Raw genomic sequence first — 17,818 nt, forward strand, 5'->3', positions numbered from 1 at the left:
CGGTCGGCGCTGAGCGTGAAACCAGTTTCACGCTCGGCGGGACCGTCCGCCTAGCGAGTCCGCTCGCCGGCGACCTTTCGGCCGGCGGCGTGTCGCGCCGCGACGTAGCCGAACACCATGGTGTAGGCGATGCTTCCGCCCGCGCCCAAATAGTTTCGGCCCATCACCGTCGCCGTGATGTTGCCCGTCGCGTACAAGCCGTCGATCACGCAGTCGTCGGAGTCGAGCACCTGCGCGTGCTCGTTGGTGATCACGCCGCCGCACGTCCCGACATCGGCGGGCAAGACCCGGGTGGCGTAGTACGGTGGCCGCTCGAGCGGCCCGAGCGCGGCGTTCGGGCGGTAGCCGGGATCACCCAGGCAGTCGTTGTAGGCCGACTGGCCGCGGCCGAAATCGGGGTCGAGGCCCTTGACCGCAAACCCGTTGAACCGCTTGACCGTCTGCTCGAGCGCGTCGGCGGGGACATCGATCTGTCGGGCGAGCTCGGCGACGGTCGCACCGCGCAGCACCGCGCCCCGCTCTATCAGTTCCTCGGGCAGGCTGCGCTTCTTGACGGGGTTGGCGCCCGAGACGTATCGGCGGATGTAGCCCTCGTCGAAGACCATCCAGCACGGCACCGCCTTGTTGGCGTACATGGCCTTGCCGACTTCGACGTAGGAGTTCGACTCGTTGCAGAATCTCTTGCCGGCCCCGTCGACGTAGATGGCCCCGGGGCGCTGCCGCCCGCTGCCGAGCGCCCTGGCTGCATCACCGCCGTCGGCGATGAAAATGGATGGCAGCCACCAGGCCTCGTCCAGCAGGTCGGTTTTCGCGCCCAGCCGCATCGCGGTCTCAAGCACCTCGCCGGTGTCTCCGGCATTGGCGATCGACCAGCGCGCCTCGTTGGGCTGGTCGCCGCTGTAGCGACGGCGCATGTCCGCATTGCGGCTGAAGCCGCCCGCCGCGAGCAGTACGCCCTTGCGCGCCTCGACATTCAGCGTGGTCCCGTCGCGGGAGACCCGCGCGCCGACGACACGGCCGTCCTCGACGATCAGATCGGCCATGGCCGCGTGAGTCCAGATCGGCGGGTCGCCGCGCAGGTCGATCAGCACCTTCAGCATCTGGCCGATGAGCGACGCGCCGTTGGTGAGCATTTCCCGCCGGAGCAGCCGCGCCGCCCTGGTGCGGGCGAACACCCGGGTGGCCACCGCGAAGGCTCGTGGCGACCGGTTGAAGTACTGCACCGAGCGCAACTCGTTCGTCTTGAGGACGAAACCCCCGTAGCTCTTGGCCATCGACGGCTGGACCTTGTCGCGCCAGTCTCCCAGCGCCGCGGCGTCAAACGGAACGCATTCGATGGCTCGGCCGGACTCGTTGCCGCCCTTGTGGTTCGGGTAGTAGTCGCTCCAGCCGGGGCACCGCACGAACCGAACGCCCTTACGGGTCAAAAAGTTGATCATCTCGTAGCCCGCGGTCAGGAAAGTCTCGCGGCGCGCCGGTGACGAGGCGGCCCCGATGTCGCCGACGACGTCGTCGAAGTACGCCAGGCCGTCCTCATGCGAGTCGGCGATGCCGTTGGCGCGCATCAACGGGTTGTTCGGCAGCCACACCATGCCACCGGACAGTCCGGTGGAACCGCCTACCAGCGCCTGCTTTTCGAGCACCAGGGGCTCGATGCCGGAGTCGAGCGCCGCCAGCGCCGCGGCCATGCCGCCCCCGCCGCTGCCGGCGATGAGCAGATCGACGGAGTGGTCCCACCGCGTGCTCATCGTGCCGCCCTACCGATGGCCCCAGGCGTCGAAGCGAGGCCGAGATCCACCATCGGCACGTCGATGGTGGTGTTGGTCTTCTGGATGGCGGGTACCAGCGTGTCGTACGGCAGCCCGGCGAGGAAGCCGTCGATGACCCGTTCGAAGTTCGAGATCAGCCCCTCGATTCGGCTGGACAGTCTCATGTATTCAAAACTCCTGGAGTGCAACCCTTTCTGTTGCTTAGGCAGGTTGGAGAAGTCCTGCGCGGGTATCGGCGGCCAGCGTGGGTCGTCGGGCGCCATCGGGTCCGGAGGCGTCGGTTTGGGCGTGATCTGGTCGGGTGGGATGCGGGTGAGCGACCAGATCTCGAAGAGGGTTTCCTCCGGTCCCAGCGGACGGATCCGGTAGGACGAGGCGCTGCTGTACTGCGGCAGGACGAAGTAATGCGGGAAGCAGAAATTGATGGCCTCGGTGATGCCGCGCCGCGCCAGTTCGTTGAGGTCGGGGATGTCGCAGCCCCTGGCTCGATGCCAATGCACGATGGCGTCGTTGAGGGTGGTGCGCCAGACGTTCATCGCCTCGGCCGGATCGGACGGCAATTCCATGTCCTGCAGGCCTTCGGCGATGCGGACGTCATTCTCGTGCGTCATACCGGCCATGCCCTCGCCGAGGGTGCGCATGAAATACAGGTTGGTCTGTGCCAATCCCGGTGGCTGGGCGGACGAGGCGGGCATGCTCGACGGCAGCAGTTGTGGGTGGGTCTGCGGGACGTGATACCCCTCCATGAAGGCGGCCGTCGCCAGCTTCCAGTTCACCGGCAGCCGGCACGACTGCCACCATTCGACGCGCAGCGACTCCACCTTCCAGGCGTCGTAGATCGACGCGAACGGTTCGAAGCAGTCGCGCAACGGCGGTGCGGCGTCGTCGAGGTTGATCCATGCGCAGCCGCCCCACACCTCGCATCGCACCGAGACGAGGCGAAGATCCTCCGGGTTCAGGTTGTGCTCGTCGAACTCCTCGGGCCTCAGCACAAACGTGTTACGCCCATCCATGCCCCAACACCAGCCATGGAAGGGACACACGAAGGTGCGCCGATTCCCGTTGCCTTCCACCAGCTTTACGCCGCGGTGGCGGCAGGCATTGTGATAGGCGCGCACGTTCTTTGCGTCGAGCCGCACGACGATGATGGAATCGTCGAGGATCTCGTACTCGACATAGTCGCCCGGCTTGGGGATCTCCTCGAGGCGGCAAGCCATCTGCCACACGCGCGGCCAGAGCAATTCCTTTTCGAGCGCGTAGAACTCCGGGTCGTAGTACCGCTGCTTGGGGATGCGATCGGCGGCCCGGACCGCCCACGGCACCGGAAGCGGGGTCCAGTTCACGTCCGTACTCATGGCCATCCCTCGTTCATACGATCCTCGATACCCGCCCCTGCCAGTAGCGGTCGCGGATGCGTCTCTTGTACAGCTTTCCGTTCGGGTCGCGCGGCAGCGAGTCGAATTCGACGGTGCGCGGGCACTTGTACCCGGCCAGGTGGGCCCGGCAGTACTCGACGAGTTCGGCCTCGAGCCCGGGTCCGGGCAGCACGCCGTCGGCCGGTTGCACGACGGCTTTGACCTCTTCGCCGAATTCGCCGTTGGGAACCCCGAATACCGCCGCGTCAACCAACTTCGGATGCATGATGAGCAGATTCTCCACCTCTTGCGGGTAGATGTTGACCCCGCCGGAGACGATCATGAAGGTCGAGCGGTCGGTGAGGTACAGGAACCCGTCGCGGTCGACATAGCCCATGTCGCCAAGCGATCGCCACCCGCGGTCGTTGGACACCGACGCGGTCTTGGCGGGATCCTTGAAGTATTCGAAGTCGGGCCCGCCTTCGAAGTACAGTTCGCCGGTTTCACCGACGGGAAGTTCTTGCCCGTCTTCGCCGAGCACGTGCACCGGGGCCATCGGAATCCCCACCGAGCCGGGATGGGCGAGCCAATCCTGCGGACCGATCGTGGTTCCCGCGAATCCCTCGGTGCCGCCGTAGTATTCGTGAATGATGGGCCCGAACCACTGCATCATTCGGTGCTTGACATCGACCGGGCACGGCGCCGCCGCGTGAATGACGCACCGCAAGCTGGACACGTCATAGCGTTTCCGCACGGCCTCGGGCAACTTGAGCATGCGCACGAACATCGTCGGTACGAACTGCGCGTGGGTCACCCGGTGGGTCTCGATCAGCCGCAACACCGCCTCGGCGTCGAACTTGCGCATGAGGATCGACGCCGCGCCCACCCGGTTGGCCGCCATGGTGTAGTTCACCCCCGCCGCGTGATACAGCGGCGCGGGGGACAGGTACACACTCGAGGAGCTCATGCCGTATTTGTGGATCAGCGCCATCTCGAGTACCGACTGCGCCCAGGACCCGGTGCCGTCGACGGGAAGCGGTCGTCGCACCGCCTTGGGCCGTCCGGTGGTACCGGACGAATAGAGCATCTCCGAGCCGTCCGATATCGGTGGGGCGTCGCCCGCCGCCGTCAGCGCGTCTTCATAGGAGCGCCAGCCGGCCAGGGGGCCGCCGACGGAGAAACGGGCGACCACCCCGGCGTTGCAATCGCGGATGTGCGCGGCCAGTTCGGGCATCGAGGCATCGACGAAGACGGCCTTGGCGTCCGAGTCGTCGATGACGTAGCCGGCTTCCGCGGGGATGAAGTGGGTGTTGACCGCGGTGTAGTAGAGTCCGGAAAGTTGTGCTCCCCAAGTGATTTCGAGGAACTCCGGCCGGTTTGGCAGGACCAGCGCCACACCGTCGCCGCGGCGCAGCCCCGCCTCGTGCAATGCGGCGGCCACCCGTTGGCTGCTGGCATACAGTTCGCCGAACGAGATCGGGCCGTCGTCGGTGATCAGGGCCGGCGACTGTGCGGCTGCGATCGCGTGATCGGCGATGTTCACCAACGGTCCTAAGTCGTTGCGGCGCCGTCGGTCTGGGCGGCGGCCGCGGCCTGGCGGCGAGCCTGCTCGGAGGGCAGCACCTTGTCCTTGAACACCGTCTGAATCAGCTCCTGCACATCCTTGCTGATGGAGGCGAGGGCGACGAGGTCGTTCGAGCTCTGCCAGTGCACCCGCATGCCCATCAGCTCCCAGGCGCGCTTCAGGTTGGCCTTGGTGGCCAGCAGGGTCGTCATCGGGGCCTGAGCGATGTGACGGGCGATGGCCTCGACCCGGTCGTCGAGTTGGTCGCGCGGGACGACCTCGTTGACCAGACCGACGTCGAGAGCCTTCTTCGCGTCGATCACCTCGGCCAGGTAGAGGTAGTACGCGGCGCGCCGCCAGTTCATGAACACCCATGGCTCGATGGAACATTCACCCGACGGCATGCCGAAACCCTGCAGGGGCGGGTAGGAGAAGTACGCGTCCTCCGATGCGATGACGATGTCGGTCGTCAGTCCGTAGTGAGTGCCGCCGCCCACGCAATACCCGTGCACCTGGGCGATGGTCGGCTTGGAGAATTCCCAGAGGTTCAGGATGGGCTTGACGAAGAGGTCGGTCTGCGGTTTCCACGGCGTGCCCATCACCTTGGCGCCCTCGACGAACGACGGGTAGTCGACGGCGTTGTTGCCGATGGCGTGTCCTGAGCAGAAGCCCTTGCCGTTGGCCTTCATGATCAGCACTTTGATGTCGTAGTCGCGGTCGGCGTCGAGCAGCGCGGCGTCGACCTCTTCGGCCAGCTTCTGGTCCTGGGCGTTGGCCTTCTCCGGCCAGTTCAGCGTGACGCGGGCGATCGGGCCCTCTTTTTCGTAGATGATTCTTTCGCGGGTCTCGTTGAGATCCATCCGGCTTTACCTCTCCTCGTTAGGACGTGATGACGCCGATTTCGGCGCCGATGTCGTAGGTGGTCCCGACCTGGCCCGTCCAGCTGACGGTGCCGGATGCTCCGGCTTCTATCTCCTGTTCCACCTTCTCGGTGGCTATCACATAGATCGGCGTGCCCGCCTCGACATGCTCACCGGCGCCCACCAAGAGCCCGGTGAGTTCGGCTTCGGAGACCGCCACCGAGACGCGGGGGATGCGAATGACGAAGTCAGCCATGCACCTTCGCCCCCGCGCACGTGCGTTGCGCCGCTTCCACGATGCGAGCCGGTGACGGATACACCTGTGCTTCGAGCGCCGCGGCGGCCGGGTTGGGTACGAACCGTGCGGCGACGCGCTCGATGGGTGCGGCAAGCTCACCGAACAACTCGGTGGACAGGATCGCGGCGACTTCGGCTCCGGGACCCGCGAATTGGACCGCGTCGTGCACGATGACGGCTCGGCGAGTCCGCCGGACGGATTCGACGATGGTTTCGACGTCCAGCGGCACCAGCGTGCGCAGGTCGATGACCTCCGCGCTGACTCCCCGCTCGGCCAGCGTGTCCGCGGCGGTGAGCGCGTCGTGCACACAGCGCCCGTAGCCGATCAGGCTCACATCGGTGCCGGGCCGTTTGATGTCGGCGTGGCCCAAGGGGATGGAGAAGCCGGGGTCGACGGGGACGGGCCCTTTCTTTCCCTGCAACCGGATGGTCTCGACGAACAGGCAGGGGTCGGGGTCGAAAATCGCCGACGTCAGCAGCCCTTTCCCGTCGCGCGGTGTGGACGGCACGATCACCTTCATGCCCGGGATGTGCATGAACCACGCCTCGAGGCTCTGCGAATGCGTCGCTCCGGTGGCCAGCCCCGCGTAGACCTGGGTGCGGACGGTGATCGGCGCCGACGTGCGCCCGGCGGTCATGAACCGCAGTTTGGCGGCGTTGTTGATCAGCTGGTCTGCGGCGATGCCGATGAAATCCATGATCATGATCTCGGCGACCGGCAGCAACCCGTCGATGGCGGCACCGATGGCCGCGCCCAGGATCGCTGCCTCCGAAATCGGGGTGTCAAGGACGCGGTCGTGGCCGTACTTGGTGGACAGCCCGGCCGTCGGGCCGGACGCGCCGGGATCGGCGATGTCTTCACCGAGCAGAAATACCCGGTCGTCGGCCGCGAGCGCCTGATCCAGTGCGAGATTCAACGCCTCGCGCATCGTCATCTCTTTGTCGTCCATCGCCAAATCCTCAGACCGGAAACCGGATTCCAGTCGCGTACACGTCCCGGTCGAGCTCGTCTGCCGTCGGCGGATCCGCGCTCATCACCGTCTGCAGGGCGGATTCCACCGTCGCCAGCGCCTCGTCATCGATGCGCGCGAGTTCGTCTTCCCCACACACGCCTTCGGAGACCAGGTGCCGGCGGAAGCGTGGCACCGGGTCGGCGGCCATCGCCGCTTCGAGTTGATCGGTGGGGATGTACGGCATTCGGTCGCCGAAGTAGTGGCCGCGGAAACGGAATGTCACGCACTCGATGAAGGTGGGGCCCCGTTCATTCGAGCCGCCGCGGGCCCGTTGCAGCGCCGCGTCGAGCGCGGCGCTGACCGCCAACGGGTCGTTACCGTCGACGCGAACACCCGGCATGCCGTAGCCGGCGGCCCGATCGGCCACCCGCTCGAGCTTCATGGTGTCTGCTGTCGGTGTCATCTCGGCGTACAGGTTGTTCTGGCAGACGAACACCATGGGCAGGTCCCAGAGCGCGGCCATGTTGGCCGCCTCATGGAAGGAGCCGGTGTTGGTGGCACCGTCACCGAAGCTGACGACGGTGACGCGGTCGAGCCCCTTGCGCTTGGCGGCCATCGCCAGCCCCACGGCCACCGGTGGCCCGGCTCCGACGATGCCGGTCGAAAGCATCACGCCGGCTTCGGGTTTGGCGATGTGCATGGTGCCGCCCTTGCCGCGGCTGGCGCCGACCGTCCGGCCCATCATCTCGCCGTAGATCTCCTCGAGCGGCACTCCCTTGCCGATGAGGTCGTGCAATCCGCGATACGTGGTCACCAGCTGGTCGTCGGGCCGCAGCGCGACACCCATCGCGGCGGCGATCGCCTCCTGACCGCGCGACGGCCAGTACACGCACATGAATTCCCCGGTGCCGATCCCCTTGGACAGCCGGTCGTCGGCCGCCTTCATCAGTACCATGAGCTCGTACAGGCGGCGTTGCATCGCGGGATCGTCGGTCATCGCGCAGTCCCGTTGTGCCGCATCCCGATTGGTGACACTGCCGTCACGCACCCGACCATGGCTTGACCTTGAGGAAACCGCCGCCGTCCACCCGGAGTTGCTGGCCGGTGATATAGCGGGCGGCGTCGGATGCCAGGAACAGCACCGCCTCGCTGATGTCCTCGGGCTCGACGTAGGGGATCGGCATCGCCTGGACGAAGGGAAAGATGGGTTCGGCGTCCTCGCGGGTCGGCTCCTTCAGGTCGGGCCGGAAGGCCCGGTACATCGGCGGGCTGTGCAACATGTCGGTGTTGACGTTCGTGGGATGCACCGCGTTCATCCGGATGGAGAACGGCGCGAGCGCCAGGGCGAAGTCGTTGACGTAGTGCGCGGCAGCCAGTTTCGCGAAGGCATAGCCGGCCCCGCCGGGGCCGCCGTCGATGCCGGTGGTGTTCATCGACGACATGAAGGCGGCGTTGGAACCGATCACCACGATCGACGCGCCGGCCTCGAGGTGTTTGAGGCTGGCATGGACGAGGTTGAGCACGCCAACCAAATCCACGTCCACCGCGTCGGCGAAAGCCTTCGGCGGCAGCCCCGCGGTCAGCGGGCAGATGCCGGCATTGGCCACCACGACATCGAGGTGGCCGAACTCGGCGACGCCCTCGTCGATGGCCGCGGACAGGGCGACGCGGTCGCGGACGTCGGCGATCGCGGTGTAGGCGCGCTGCCCCTCCTTTTCCACCAGCCGCGCCGTTTCGTCCAGGTCCTCCGGGCGGGCCAGCGGATACTCATTGGTGTCGATGTCCGTGCAGAGGTCTACGGCAATGATGTCCGCGCCTTCGGCGGCCAGCAGTCGCGCATGCGAGCGGCCCTGACCGCGCGCGGCGCCACTGATCACGGCCACCTTGCCCGTTACCCTGCCCATCGCCCGTCCTTCGCCCGAGTCTCTATGCCACGACCCGCGTTGCGGCCCAACGCCATTCGCTGCCGCCGCTTGTATTGAAGGGGAGATCAATCGACTCCCGGCCCAGCCGCGCCGGATTGCGGCGCGCGGTCACCGCGGCGGGCGTCGGACTGAGAGCTTCGGTCGGCTCCATCGCATCTCTTCCACGAAAAACTGCGCTGACCTGCAGAGGGGCTATCACTACGCCCCAGACTAGCTAGAATATCTAAAATAGCAAGGAATGGACGCGACGAGGGAGTTGGCGATGTCTGGCGTGCGCGGCGGAGTGCTTCACGGTGTCCGGGTGGTCGAATTGGCGTCCTGGACCTATGTGCCCTCTGCCGGTGCCGCCCTGTCGGACTGGGGTGCCGACGTCATCAAGGTCGAAGGCGTCGCGATGGGCGATCCCGGGCGCGCGCTGGTCGTGGGCGGGTTCACCCGGCAGGCGGCCCGCCCGGATGCGGACTTCATTCTCGAGCTGGGCAACCGCGGCAAACGCAGCATCGCCATCGACATCAAATCGGACACGGGTCGCGAGCTGTTCGGCCGGCTGTTGGCCAGTGCGGATGTGTTCTTGACCAATTGGCTGCCCGGTGCGCTCGAACGGGCCCGGCTGACGGTCGAGGACATCCGCTCGTTCAACCCGAAGATCATCATCGCGCGCGGGACCGGCCTGGGCGTCCGCGGTCCGGATCGCGATCGCGGCGGTTTCGATGCCGCGACGTACCTGGCGCGCGGTGGGGTCGCCTATACGCTCACGCCGTTCGGAAGCGAGACGCCCGCGGTACAGGGGCCCGGCTTCGGCGACTTGCAGGGCGGGGCAACGCTGGCCGGCGGGGTGTGCGCGGCACTGTTTCACCGCGAACGCACGGGCGAACCGAGCATCGTCGACTCTTCGCTGCTGGCGCAGGCGATGTGGTCGATAGCGCCGTCGATCTCGGCTGCTGACTTCTTCGATATCGATGGGATTCCGGGCGCCCCGCCCGGCCTGGCCATCAACCCGCTCGTCAACCGGTACAAGACCAAAGACGGCAGGTGGATCCAGCTGGTGTTCTTACAGCCGGACAAATTCTGGGTGGGCTTCTGCCGGCGCATGGGACTTGCGGAACTGGCCGACGACGAGCGATTCGTCCCCTCCACCAACTTGATCGCCAACGCGGCGGCGGCGACCGAGCTGCTGGCGAAGACTTTCGCGCGTCACGACCTCGCACACTGGCAGGCGGTGCTCGAGGACGAGCCCGGTGTGTGGGGCGCGCTGGCGACCCCGCGCGAAACCCTCAACGATCCACAGGTCGAACCGAACGGATACGTCGTCACCAATGTCGACGACCACGGCGAGAAGTACCGAATCGTCGCCGCGCCAGTGCAATTCAACGAGACACCACCGGCCCCCGCGCGCGCCCCGGAGCACGGGCAACACACAGAAGAAATCCTGCTGGAACTCGACATCGACTGGGACGACATCGCGAAGGCCAAGGCGGCCAAGGCCATTCTCTAGCGGGTCCGGTGCAGCTGATTGCGCTGCTTCACAGCCTTTTTCGATACCACGTGTCGCGAATTTCTTGATGAGCAACCGATTCCGAAACGGTCACGGCCGTGTCTCAATGTCAATGGTTGACTGGCACCACGCGACAGATCCGCAAATCATTGCACAGGGCGCCTTTTGGGGATTGCGGCCGCGACGAAGCGTACCGCACACATTCCTGCCGCTGTTCGGGTAGCGGTTTCGCAAGGGCGCAGCAGGAGGTATCACACAGCATGACGACGAACTGGGTCCCCGCCCAAACTTCTTGTGGCCCGAATTCCGGTCGTATTCTCGACACCGCACGGGGCATTCTCATCGGCCTGCGCCGGTGTCCTTCCGACGCCGCGTTGGACGAATTGCACAGCGCGGCGATACGGCACAAGGTTCCGGTATTCGCCATGGCATGGGCGCTGGTCCACCTGGCGGGCGACGGCGAGAAGACCCCCAGCTTCGTCGACGCGCAGTCCGCGGCCCGTCACGAGTGGGGTGCGCTGTTCAAATCCGCCGCCCTGACCTGCTGAGGGCGCCAAGACGTTGGGGCGGCCGAGCTTCGAGGGGTTGCCCGGCCGCCGCCAACTACCACATTTCCCAACCGCGTTTGGACGACAACGCTTTGGGTTTGCAGATAGCGGCAGGCTATTTCGGCGGCGGCAGCTGACGCGGGCCATCCGGCGGATCCAATTCCGGTGGCCCGTCACGCTTCGTCAGCGCCCGCCGACGGCCGCCGTCACCGGATTCCACCGACAGCCGTCGAGCATCATCGGACCGCCGCGGCAAGGGTGAACCGAAATCGCGACCCGCCAGCTGCCGGTGTTCTCGACTGCCGGGTTCATGCCGCGACGAACTGACGAATTCCGTTTCCGCCGAGCTGGTTTCAGCGCTTGCGGGGCGCCCGGACAGCCGGGTGTCCGAGGCCTCCGAGCTGACCGTCACCTTTCGGGAGCGTTTGAGGGTGAACGTGATTTCCTCGGTTTCCTCGAGGACGCCTTCGAACGCCTGGCGGGCGGTGCGCAGTGGCGCAGTCGTGGTGTCGATCACCTTCGCCACGAACGGCGGCACCAGCGGGCGAATCCAGCGGGCCGCGGCCTTGGTGGCGTCCGGGATCGACGGGATCGACGGGGCGCTCCGTTGCTCGTGGGCTTCGACCTCTCCGGCCGGCGACAGGGGAGCAGGCAGGTTGTCCGGAACATCGGGGGCGTGGGCGATGTCTGCGGCCGGTTCCGGGGCGGGCAGTCGGGTGATCGCCCGGCTGGCCGCCTCGGCTTCGGCGGCGATCGGCAGGTACACGTCGTCGGCGCTTGGTTCGAAGGCCCGGTGCGACGGCGCGTGCACCGCAACGTCCAACGCCTCGGAGACCCGGCGGCGTTGCTGCTCGCGGTCGATCTCGGTCTGCGCCTCAATGGCAAGCCGAGCCTGCGTCAGTTGATGCTCGGCCCAGAGGATTTCGGCCTCGCGGCGCACCTCGGCGCGCTTGACCGCGATGGCGGTGTCCGCCTCGAGGTCGGCGCGTTCACGCTCGGCACGCGAATTTGCACGCCGGTCGTGGGTTGTCTCACCGCGCCACAAACCCAGGATCACCGGCGTCACATAGAGCAGGACGCACAGCGCGATCGTCGCCAGCCGCAGGGTCATTGCCCCGGCGTCGGCGGAGGTGAGGTCGTTCATCGCGACCCAACGTGCGCCCAGGCCGCGACCGGCATCCGTCACGACACCGTCTTGCGCGTTGCGCAGCGCCAGCTCTTGTCGTGAAATCGTGGCTTCCAGCTCCGGTGCGCGGCTGTCGCGCGTGGCCAACGCGGTGTCCAATTCACGCTGGGCGTCCGCGAGAAGCTGGTTGGCCGTGCGGGTTTCCGGCCCGGCACCGGGATCACCGGTGATCCGGGTCTGCGGGCAGCCGGGCGTGGGATGGTATTCGCAGCGGGCGACGACCAGGGCCTTGTCCTGACGGTCATGGGCCTGCGCGACCGCGTTGTCCAGCCCCGAGCGGGCAGCCCTGGATTGCTGCAGGGACGCCGACGCCTGCGCGACGGCGGGGGCCGATTCGGCGCTGCGCAACGCTCGTTCGTCGAGGCGATGGGCTATCGAGCTGGAAAGAATGACCAGTGCCGCAAGCTCACCGACGACGACTCCTGCGGCCGCCGCCACCGCGGCGCGGCCCACAACACCGGGGCGGGTCCGTTGCGGCCCCGGGATGGTGGCACGGGCGACCGCGCCGACCAGTAGGCCGAAGACGAGGGTGAGCGGCACGACGGCCGGCAGCGGCCAGCGAGCCGACTCGCTGATCGCGAGGGTCGCGACCAGCCAGGCCAGCACCGCACCCGACAGCACGACCGCGCCGGCGACCGCGTGGGCGGACCGTTCGTGACGCTCACCCAGCTCGCGCCGGTGTCCGCCACCGAGCCAGATGAGGACCCCCGCCAGGCCCGCGCGCTGTTCAGTTACTTCCTGGGGCATGGGACTGAGAAACACCTCCACCATCAAGCCTCGCAGGCCACCGCCCGACACATCGAATCGAAGCGCCTTGTCTGTGATGCGCTTCACAAATCCGCTGGGATCGGCGCAGATCGCCCCCGGACACCGATCGGCTTTGCTGATCCTGCCGGAAAGTGGATCTAACGCGCGATTCGCGCGACGCGACCAGATCAGCGACCGTTCCGGCAGGCGACATGAGACGGTATAAGCCTATGACGAACCACGATTATGTCACCTACGAAGAGTTTGGCCGCAGGTTCTTCGAGGTCGCCGTCACTCCGGAGCGGGTCGCTGCCGCGTTCGCGGACATCGCCGGCAGCGAGTTCGCGATGGAGCCGATTGCCCAGGGGCCGGGGCGAATTGCCAAAGTCAGTGCCAACGTCAAGATCGAAGAGCCCCGGGTGACGCGCCGGCTGGGCGAGGCCATCACGTTCGTCATTCACATTCCGCTTTCGATCGATCTGCTGGTCGACCTATGGCTCGACAAGCAGCGCTTCATGGTCTCCGGTGATATTCAATTGCGCGCGACCGCGCGAGCGGCCGAACCGTTGTTGCTGATCGTCGATGTCGCCAAACCGCGGCCTTCCGATATCACCGTCAACGTCTCGTCGAAGTCGATCCGTGGCGAGGTGCTGCGAATCCTGGCCGGCGTCGACGGCGAGATCCGGCGATTCATCGCGCAATATGTCGCCACCGAGATCGACGCGCCGCAGTCGCAGGCGGCGCAGATCATCGACGTGTCCCAGCAGCTGGAGCAGGCCTGGCCCTGAACGGACCGGCACAGGAGTACGTGCGGCGGCGTCGGGGTACCCAGCCAAGGTTGTGCGTTCTGATCGCCAGGGAGGAAGACGTTGGCTCGCGTAGATGTCTCGGTGTCGTCGCAGGTGGAACCGGAAGCAGCATGGAAGCTGGCGTCCGACCTGGATCGATTTGACGAGTGGATGACGATTTTCGCCGGGTGGCGGGGACCGGTGCCCGACACGATCGAAGAGGGCACATGTGTGTCGTCGTGCGTCAAGGTCAAGGGCTTCCGCAATGTCATTCACTGGAAGGTCACCCGATACGACGAGCCGAAAGCGATTGAGTTGCAGGGACGGGGGCGCGGCGGCATCCGCCTCACGGTGGCGATGACCGTGACCGATGATCACCCCGGCTCGACGTTTCACCTCACCGCCGACCTCGGTGGCGGGTTGCTCAGTGGGCCGGTCGGGGGCTTGGTCGCCCGCGTCCTGCGCTCCGACGTGCAGAAGTCCGTGAACAACCTCGCGGCACTGCGTTAGCCGCTGCGTCGGCGGATTCGGCGGCCGAGCACCCAGTTCCGTTCGGCATCGCGGACTCGCCTGCGGTCCATCGCAAGCCAGGACAGCCCGGCACCGAACGCGAGCATGGAGACGATGGCGGAAACGACGCCCGCGTGGGCCTCGCCAAGGGCGAAAGTGGTCACGCACACGACGAACGCCAGTGCGGCCGCCGCGACGACGAGGAGCCCGGCTGTGCGCGCCTCGGCCGATCGGTGGACGTCGCGGTCAGCGGTCCGCTCGTGGTCGAGAGGGCTGTGCCTCATCGGCGTCTCCTCTGCTGTCACATCCGTTACGACCGATGTGTTGGAGCTACCCGAAAGGCCGTCGGGACAAACGACTTGGCGGAGGTGGGTGCGGCCGCGGCTTAGAGAGTCTGGTGACGTCCGAAGTACTTGTGGTCTTCGCTGTAGCCGCCGTAACCGCTGCCGATGTCGTGGTAGTCGGCGACGAACTCGATGCCTTTGATCCACTTCACCAGCTTGAAGCCGTGCTGCAATTCGTTGCGCAGCCGCAGCGGTCTGCCGTGCATGTAGGGGAGCTGCTGGTCGTTCATGTTGTAGGCCAGCATCGTCATGTGGTGGTCCATCTGGCCGATGTGATGGGCGTTGTAGTAGATGCCGCCCGTGGCGCCCAGGCCCATCGAATAGAAGACCGCCCATTTCGCTTCGGGCAGCGGTTTGACGATGTCCATGATCGTTTTCATCTGCACGCCACCCCATTTGGCGACGCCCGACCACGCCTGGATGCAGAAGTGCTGGCTGATCTGTTCGTGGTAGGGCAGCGCCATCAAATCCTCGAGCGAGAATTCCATGGGGTGCTCGACCAGACCGTAGACTTTCAGTCGCCAGTCCTTGAAGTCGTCACGCTCGAGTTCCTTGTACTCGACGGTCTCCGGCAGGCGGCCGTTGCGCCAGTGATGCGGCGAGATGTCTTTTTCGGTGAAGGCGCCGGGCTTGGGGTCCAGCCGCTCGAGCACCCGCTGGAACGGTCCGACGAGCGCGTATCCGACGCGCTGAACCACCCGGGGGTGCTTGATGGTGAACGGAGTGGCCCACACCCAGGCAACGGCCGTCACCACCATGGCCGCCGCGAAGATCCAAAAGCCCATCCAGCCGTTGTCGTCGCGGGCGGCGAACATGTGGTTGAGGTTCTTCAGCGCGCTGGTCGCGAACACCAGCGTGACGTGCACGATGATGAAGAACAAGAAGTAGACCAGCACCAGGAAGTGCAGCGAGCGGGCGTGCTGGATGCTCAACCGCTTGCTGAGCCAATGGACGCGCTGCGACAGCGCGGGCGACATGCCCAGGCCGGTGATCAGCGCGGCCGGCGCGGCGATGAAGACGGTGGTGAAGTACGCCAGCACCTGCATGCCGTTGTAGGCGACCCAGCCGTTGTCGGCGGGCCAGTGCTCCACTGACAGGTATTGAATCGCCACCGAAAGCGCATTGGGGAACACGTCCCAGCTGGTCGGCACGATGTGCCGCCACTGCCCGGTGACGAACAACAGAACATAGAAGACCAGGCCGTTGACCAGCCACAGCACGTCCATGCCCAGATGCCACCAGCGGGCCAGGCCGATGGAGTGCCGGAAGCCGGGCAATCCCAACTGCGGGGGCAGGGCGACGGTGTCGGCGTTGGCGGTCCACAGTTCGTCGTCGGGCACCGGAGGCCCCACGCGCAGCCACTCGTCCTTGCCGGGGGTGGCGTTGCGGCTGAAGTACAGCCGAGGGTGGTCACACAGGATCTGGATGCCGGTCCTGATGATGAACATCATCATGAACAGGTTGAAAAAGTGCGTCCAGCCCAGCCAGGCGGGCACGCCGGGCACCTTCGCGGGGATGTCGGCCCCGGGATAGCGATGAATGAATTCCTGCACGGAGGGCATGTTGTACAGCCCTTTGCCGATGGCCACCGCCGCGACCAGGACGGCAAAGCCGATGGGAATGAGCCATAGGAGGTTGAACCACTTGTCGCGGCCGACCCGCAGCTTGGGAGCGGTGGCCCGCCGGCTGAGATCGAAGCCGCCACCGTAGTGCTCCACGTCGATGACGTCTTCGGCGGTGTGTATCTCGTTGCGGTAGTCCGGGATGGACGTCAGCGGCGTGCCCACTGCCAGGGCCGATACCGAGCCGCCCTGCGCTGCCCGCCCTCCACCGGTCCCCGCGGAATCAACGGTGTTCGTCACGCGGCCGAAATTACACGAATCGACCTGGACTAATTGGAGTAGGTCGGGAACGGGGGCCATGGTCGCGGCGCCCGTGCGGGCAGGAATGGCCAGGTAACGCGCGGCGCGCTCAGAATTCCGCGAGCCCTCGGCAGCACTAGCCGCATCTACCCCAAGAAAGCGGCGATTTGCGCCGCAGATAAGAACCGATGAGTTTTGCTGTGAGTGTGCGCATAATCTGCTGCCAACACGCTAGGCGGGGTCATGCGGCAGCAGCCGGCGCACCGGGCGGGTTTCGATGGCGTTGACCGTCAATGCCCTGCGGCTGATCCGCCAGCCCGCGTCGGCCAGCAGATACTCGTCGTCGTAGCGCAGGTGCCACGCCACGTCCACCAGCTCACCGTCGCGCTGGTTCCAGTGGTGCGCGACGGCCGCGATCCGCCCTCGGGCGGTGCCGGGTTGTGCGGCCGCGTCGTACACCTCACCGATGATCGCGTGCTCGGTGCGGGCGACCGCGGCAACGGCCGCGACCGCCACGGCGATGGGCTGGCGGCCGCGATGCGACCGGACCGGCCGCAGGTCGGTCGGCGGTGCGGGCAGCACCAGCTCTGCATCGTCAACGAAAAGCTCTGCAACAGCGGTGAATTCGCGATCATCGACGTAGGCGGCGTATCGGTGCACCAGATCGCTCAGCGCGGCCCGCTGTTCGGCCGAAAGCGTCATGAGCTCAAGGACAGCCGTTGCGCACAGGCCGACAACAGGTCCTTCGCGTGCTCGATGTCGGTGGTCGGCGGCATGGCCAGCACCAGACGATCGGCGCCCTGGTCCACGAGGGCCGCCGCACGCTCGGCATCGATCTTGGTGACCGCGTGGCCCAACGACACCTCGAGGGCCGCGGGATCACGGTCCGCCGAGGATGCCTCGTCACGCATGAGCGCGATCAGCGACGCGAGCCGGGGCCCGGTCACCCCCAGCGGCTGGAAGCCGTCGCCAAGGCGTCCGGCGCGGCGTGCGGCCGCTCGGCTGTGACCACCGATGTGAATCGGGAGATGCTCCGCCGCAACGGGTTTCGGGTAGCACATGACGTTCTCGAAGTCGAAGAACTCGCCCGCGAAGGACGCCCCGTCGGGCCGCTGCGCCCACAATTCCCGCATGACGGCCAGCTGCTCGTCCGCCCGCCGGCCCCGGCTCTCGAAGTCCACATCACAGGCGGCCAGCTCCTCCTTCAGCCAGCCCACGCCCACACATAGGCGCAGCCTGCCGCCCGACAGGGCGTCGACGGTGGCGGCCCGCTTGGCCAGCACCACCGGGTGGTGGTTGGGCAGCACCAGCACGCCGGTGGCCAGCCCAAGGCGGCTGGTGTGGCCGGCCAGAAACGCAAGCAGGTCAAGCGGATCCGGGATGGGGCAGTCCGGCGCCAGGCCGACGCGTCCCGAATTGTCGTAGGGATAGACGCTGTCGTAGCGGGTGACCAACACGGTGTGTTCGACAGCGACGATCGATTCGAATCCGCACGCTTCGAGGTGGCGCGCGAAGGCCACCATCCAGTCGGGGTCCGCGGTGACACCGTCGCCGACCGGGGCCACGACTGAGACCTTCATGGTTTTCGAAGCTAACAAGGCTCGAGCCGGGACAA

General features: G+C 66.5%; 17 protein-coding genes. 4 read left to right on the forward strand and 13 right to left on the reverse strand.

Annotated elements, in window-relative coordinates; genetic code table 11:
- Positions 1-50: 50 nt before the first annotated feature.
- The 8 genes from AC5Y30_RS22435 to AC5Y30_RS22470 are packed head-to-tail and all read right to left on the reverse strand — an operon-like array spanning position 51 to position 8,702.
- Entirely contained in the window at positions 51-1,748 is a 1,698-nt protein-coding gene (locus AC5Y30_RS22435) for an FAD-binding protein (protein ID WP_499921092.1), read from the reverse strand.
- A complete protein-coding gene (locus AC5Y30_RS22440) occupies positions 1,745-3,124 on the reverse strand; it encodes an aromatic ring-hydroxylating oxygenase subunit alpha (RefSeq protein WP_499921094.1) in 1,380 nt (459 codons plus the stop codon). The genes AC5Y30_RS22435 and AC5Y30_RS22440 overlap by 4 nt, the downstream gene beginning before the upstream one ends.
- Positions 3,125-3,137: 13 nt before the next feature.
- Positions 3,138-4,667 carry an acyl-CoA synthetase gene (locus AC5Y30_RS22445; RefSeq protein ID WP_499921095.1) on the reverse strand — a complete coding sequence of 510 codons (1,530 nt, stop codon included), beginning with the start codon at positions 4,665-4,667 and terminating at the stop codon, positions 3,138-3,140.
- A gap of 8 nt (positions 4,668-4,675) precedes the next feature.
- Positions 4,676-5,548 (reverse strand): enoyl-CoA hydratase-related protein, encoded by an 873-nt coding sequence (locus AC5Y30_RS22450; RefSeq protein WP_499921097.1) that lies wholly within the window; start codon positions 5,546-5,548, stop codon positions 4,676-4,678.
- Between the two features lie 19 nt (positions 5,549-5,567).
- Complete coding sequence (locus AC5Y30_RS22455) at positions 5,568-5,804, reverse strand: biotin/lipoyl-containing protein (protein WP_499921098.1); 237 nt, start codon at positions 5,802-5,804, stop codon at positions 5,568-5,570.
- Positions 5,797-6,795, reverse strand: coding sequence for an alpha-ketoacid dehydrogenase subunit beta (locus AC5Y30_RS22460; RefSeq protein WP_499921099.1), 999 nt, complete (start codon positions 6,793-6,795; stop codon positions 5,797-5,799). Before AC5Y30_RS22460 ends, AC5Y30_RS22455 begins: the two co-directional genes overlap by 8 nt.
- Positions 6,796-6,805: 10 nt before the next feature.
- Positions 6,806-7,795, reverse strand: coding sequence for a thiamine pyrophosphate-dependent dehydrogenase E1 component subunit alpha (locus tag AC5Y30_RS22465; RefSeq protein WP_499921100.1), 990 nt, complete (start codon positions 7,793-7,795; stop codon positions 6,806-6,808).
- Positions 7,796-7,838: 43 nt separating this feature from the next.
- Positions 7,839-8,702 (reverse strand): mycofactocin-coupled SDR family oxidoreductase, encoded by an 864-nt coding sequence (locus AC5Y30_RS22470; protein ID WP_499921102.1) that lies wholly within the window; start codon positions 8,700-8,702, stop codon positions 7,839-7,841.
- 259 nt (positions 8,703-8,961) lie between these two features.
- On the opposite strand from AC5Y30_RS22470, the gene AC5Y30_RS22475 reads away from it, so the two are divergent.
- Positions 8,962-10,218: a CaiB/BaiF CoA transferase family protein gene (locus tag AC5Y30_RS22475; protein WP_499921103.1), complete on the forward strand. Its 1,257-nt coding sequence runs from the start codon at positions 8,962-8,964 to the stop codon at positions 10,216-10,218.
- A 260-nt stretch (positions 10,219-10,478) separates the two neighbouring features.
- On the forward strand, positions 10,479-10,766 hold the full coding sequence (locus AC5Y30_RS22480; RefSeq protein ID WP_067123258.1) for an ANTAR domain-containing protein: 288 nt from the start codon (positions 10,479-10,481) through the stop codon (positions 10,764-10,766).
- A gap of 115 nt (positions 10,767-10,881) precedes the next feature.
- On the opposite strand, the gene AC5Y30_RS22485 is transcribed toward AC5Y30_RS22480, so the two are convergent.
- Positions 10,882-12,699 (reverse strand): DUF4407 domain-containing protein, encoded by a 1,818-nt coding sequence (locus AC5Y30_RS22485; RefSeq protein ID WP_499921104.1) that lies wholly within the window; start codon positions 12,697-12,699, stop codon positions 10,882-10,884.
- A gap of 230 nt (positions 12,700-12,929) precedes the next feature.
- Between AC5Y30_RS22485 and AC5Y30_RS22490 the strand changes: the two genes are divergently transcribed.
- Together AC5Y30_RS22490 and AC5Y30_RS22495 are read left to right on the forward strand one after the other, a co-directional pair.
- On the forward strand, positions 12,930-13,487 hold the full coding sequence (locus AC5Y30_RS22490; RefSeq protein WP_499921106.1) for a hypothetical protein: 558 nt from the start codon (positions 12,930-12,932) through the stop codon (positions 13,485-13,487).
- Positions 13,488-13,568: 81 nt separating this feature from the next.
- Positions 13,569-13,997 (forward strand): type II toxin-antitoxin system Rv0910 family toxin, encoded by a 429-nt coding sequence (locus AC5Y30_RS22495; RefSeq protein WP_499921107.1) that lies wholly within the window; start codon positions 13,569-13,571, stop codon positions 13,995-13,997.
- Here the strand turns inward: AC5Y30_RS22495 and AC5Y30_RS22500 are convergent.
- The 4 genes from AC5Y30_RS22500 to AC5Y30_RS22515 all read right to left on the reverse strand — a co-directional run bounded on the left by AC5Y30_RS22500 (position 13,994) and on the right by AC5Y30_RS22515 (position 17,783).
- A complete protein-coding gene (locus AC5Y30_RS22500; RefSeq protein ID WP_499921108.1) occupies positions 13,994-14,281 on the reverse strand; it encodes a LapA family protein in 288 nt (95 codons plus the stop codon). The genes AC5Y30_RS22495 and AC5Y30_RS22500 overlap by 4 nt on opposite strands.
- A gap of 101 nt (positions 14,282-14,382) precedes the next feature.
- Positions 14,383-16,128: a molybdopterin-dependent oxidoreductase gene (locus AC5Y30_RS22505; RefSeq protein WP_499921134.1), complete on the reverse strand. Its 1,746-nt coding sequence runs from the start codon at positions 16,126-16,128 to the stop codon at positions 14,383-14,385.
- A 306-nt stretch (positions 16,129-16,434) separates the two neighbouring features.
- A complete protein-coding gene (locus AC5Y30_RS22510) occupies positions 16,435-16,905 on the reverse strand; it encodes a nuclear transport factor 2 family protein (RefSeq protein ID WP_499921110.1) in 471 nt (156 codons plus the stop codon).
- A complete protein-coding gene (locus AC5Y30_RS22515) occupies positions 16,902-17,783 on the reverse strand; it encodes an LLM class F420-dependent oxidoreductase (RefSeq protein ID WP_499921111.1) in 882 nt (293 codons plus the stop codon). The genes AC5Y30_RS22510 and AC5Y30_RS22515 overlap by 4 nt, the downstream gene beginning before the upstream one ends.
- Positions 17,784-17,818 lie beyond the last annotated feature (35 nt).

It is taken from the genome of Mycobacterium sp. NGS27 (assembly GCF_059813005.1).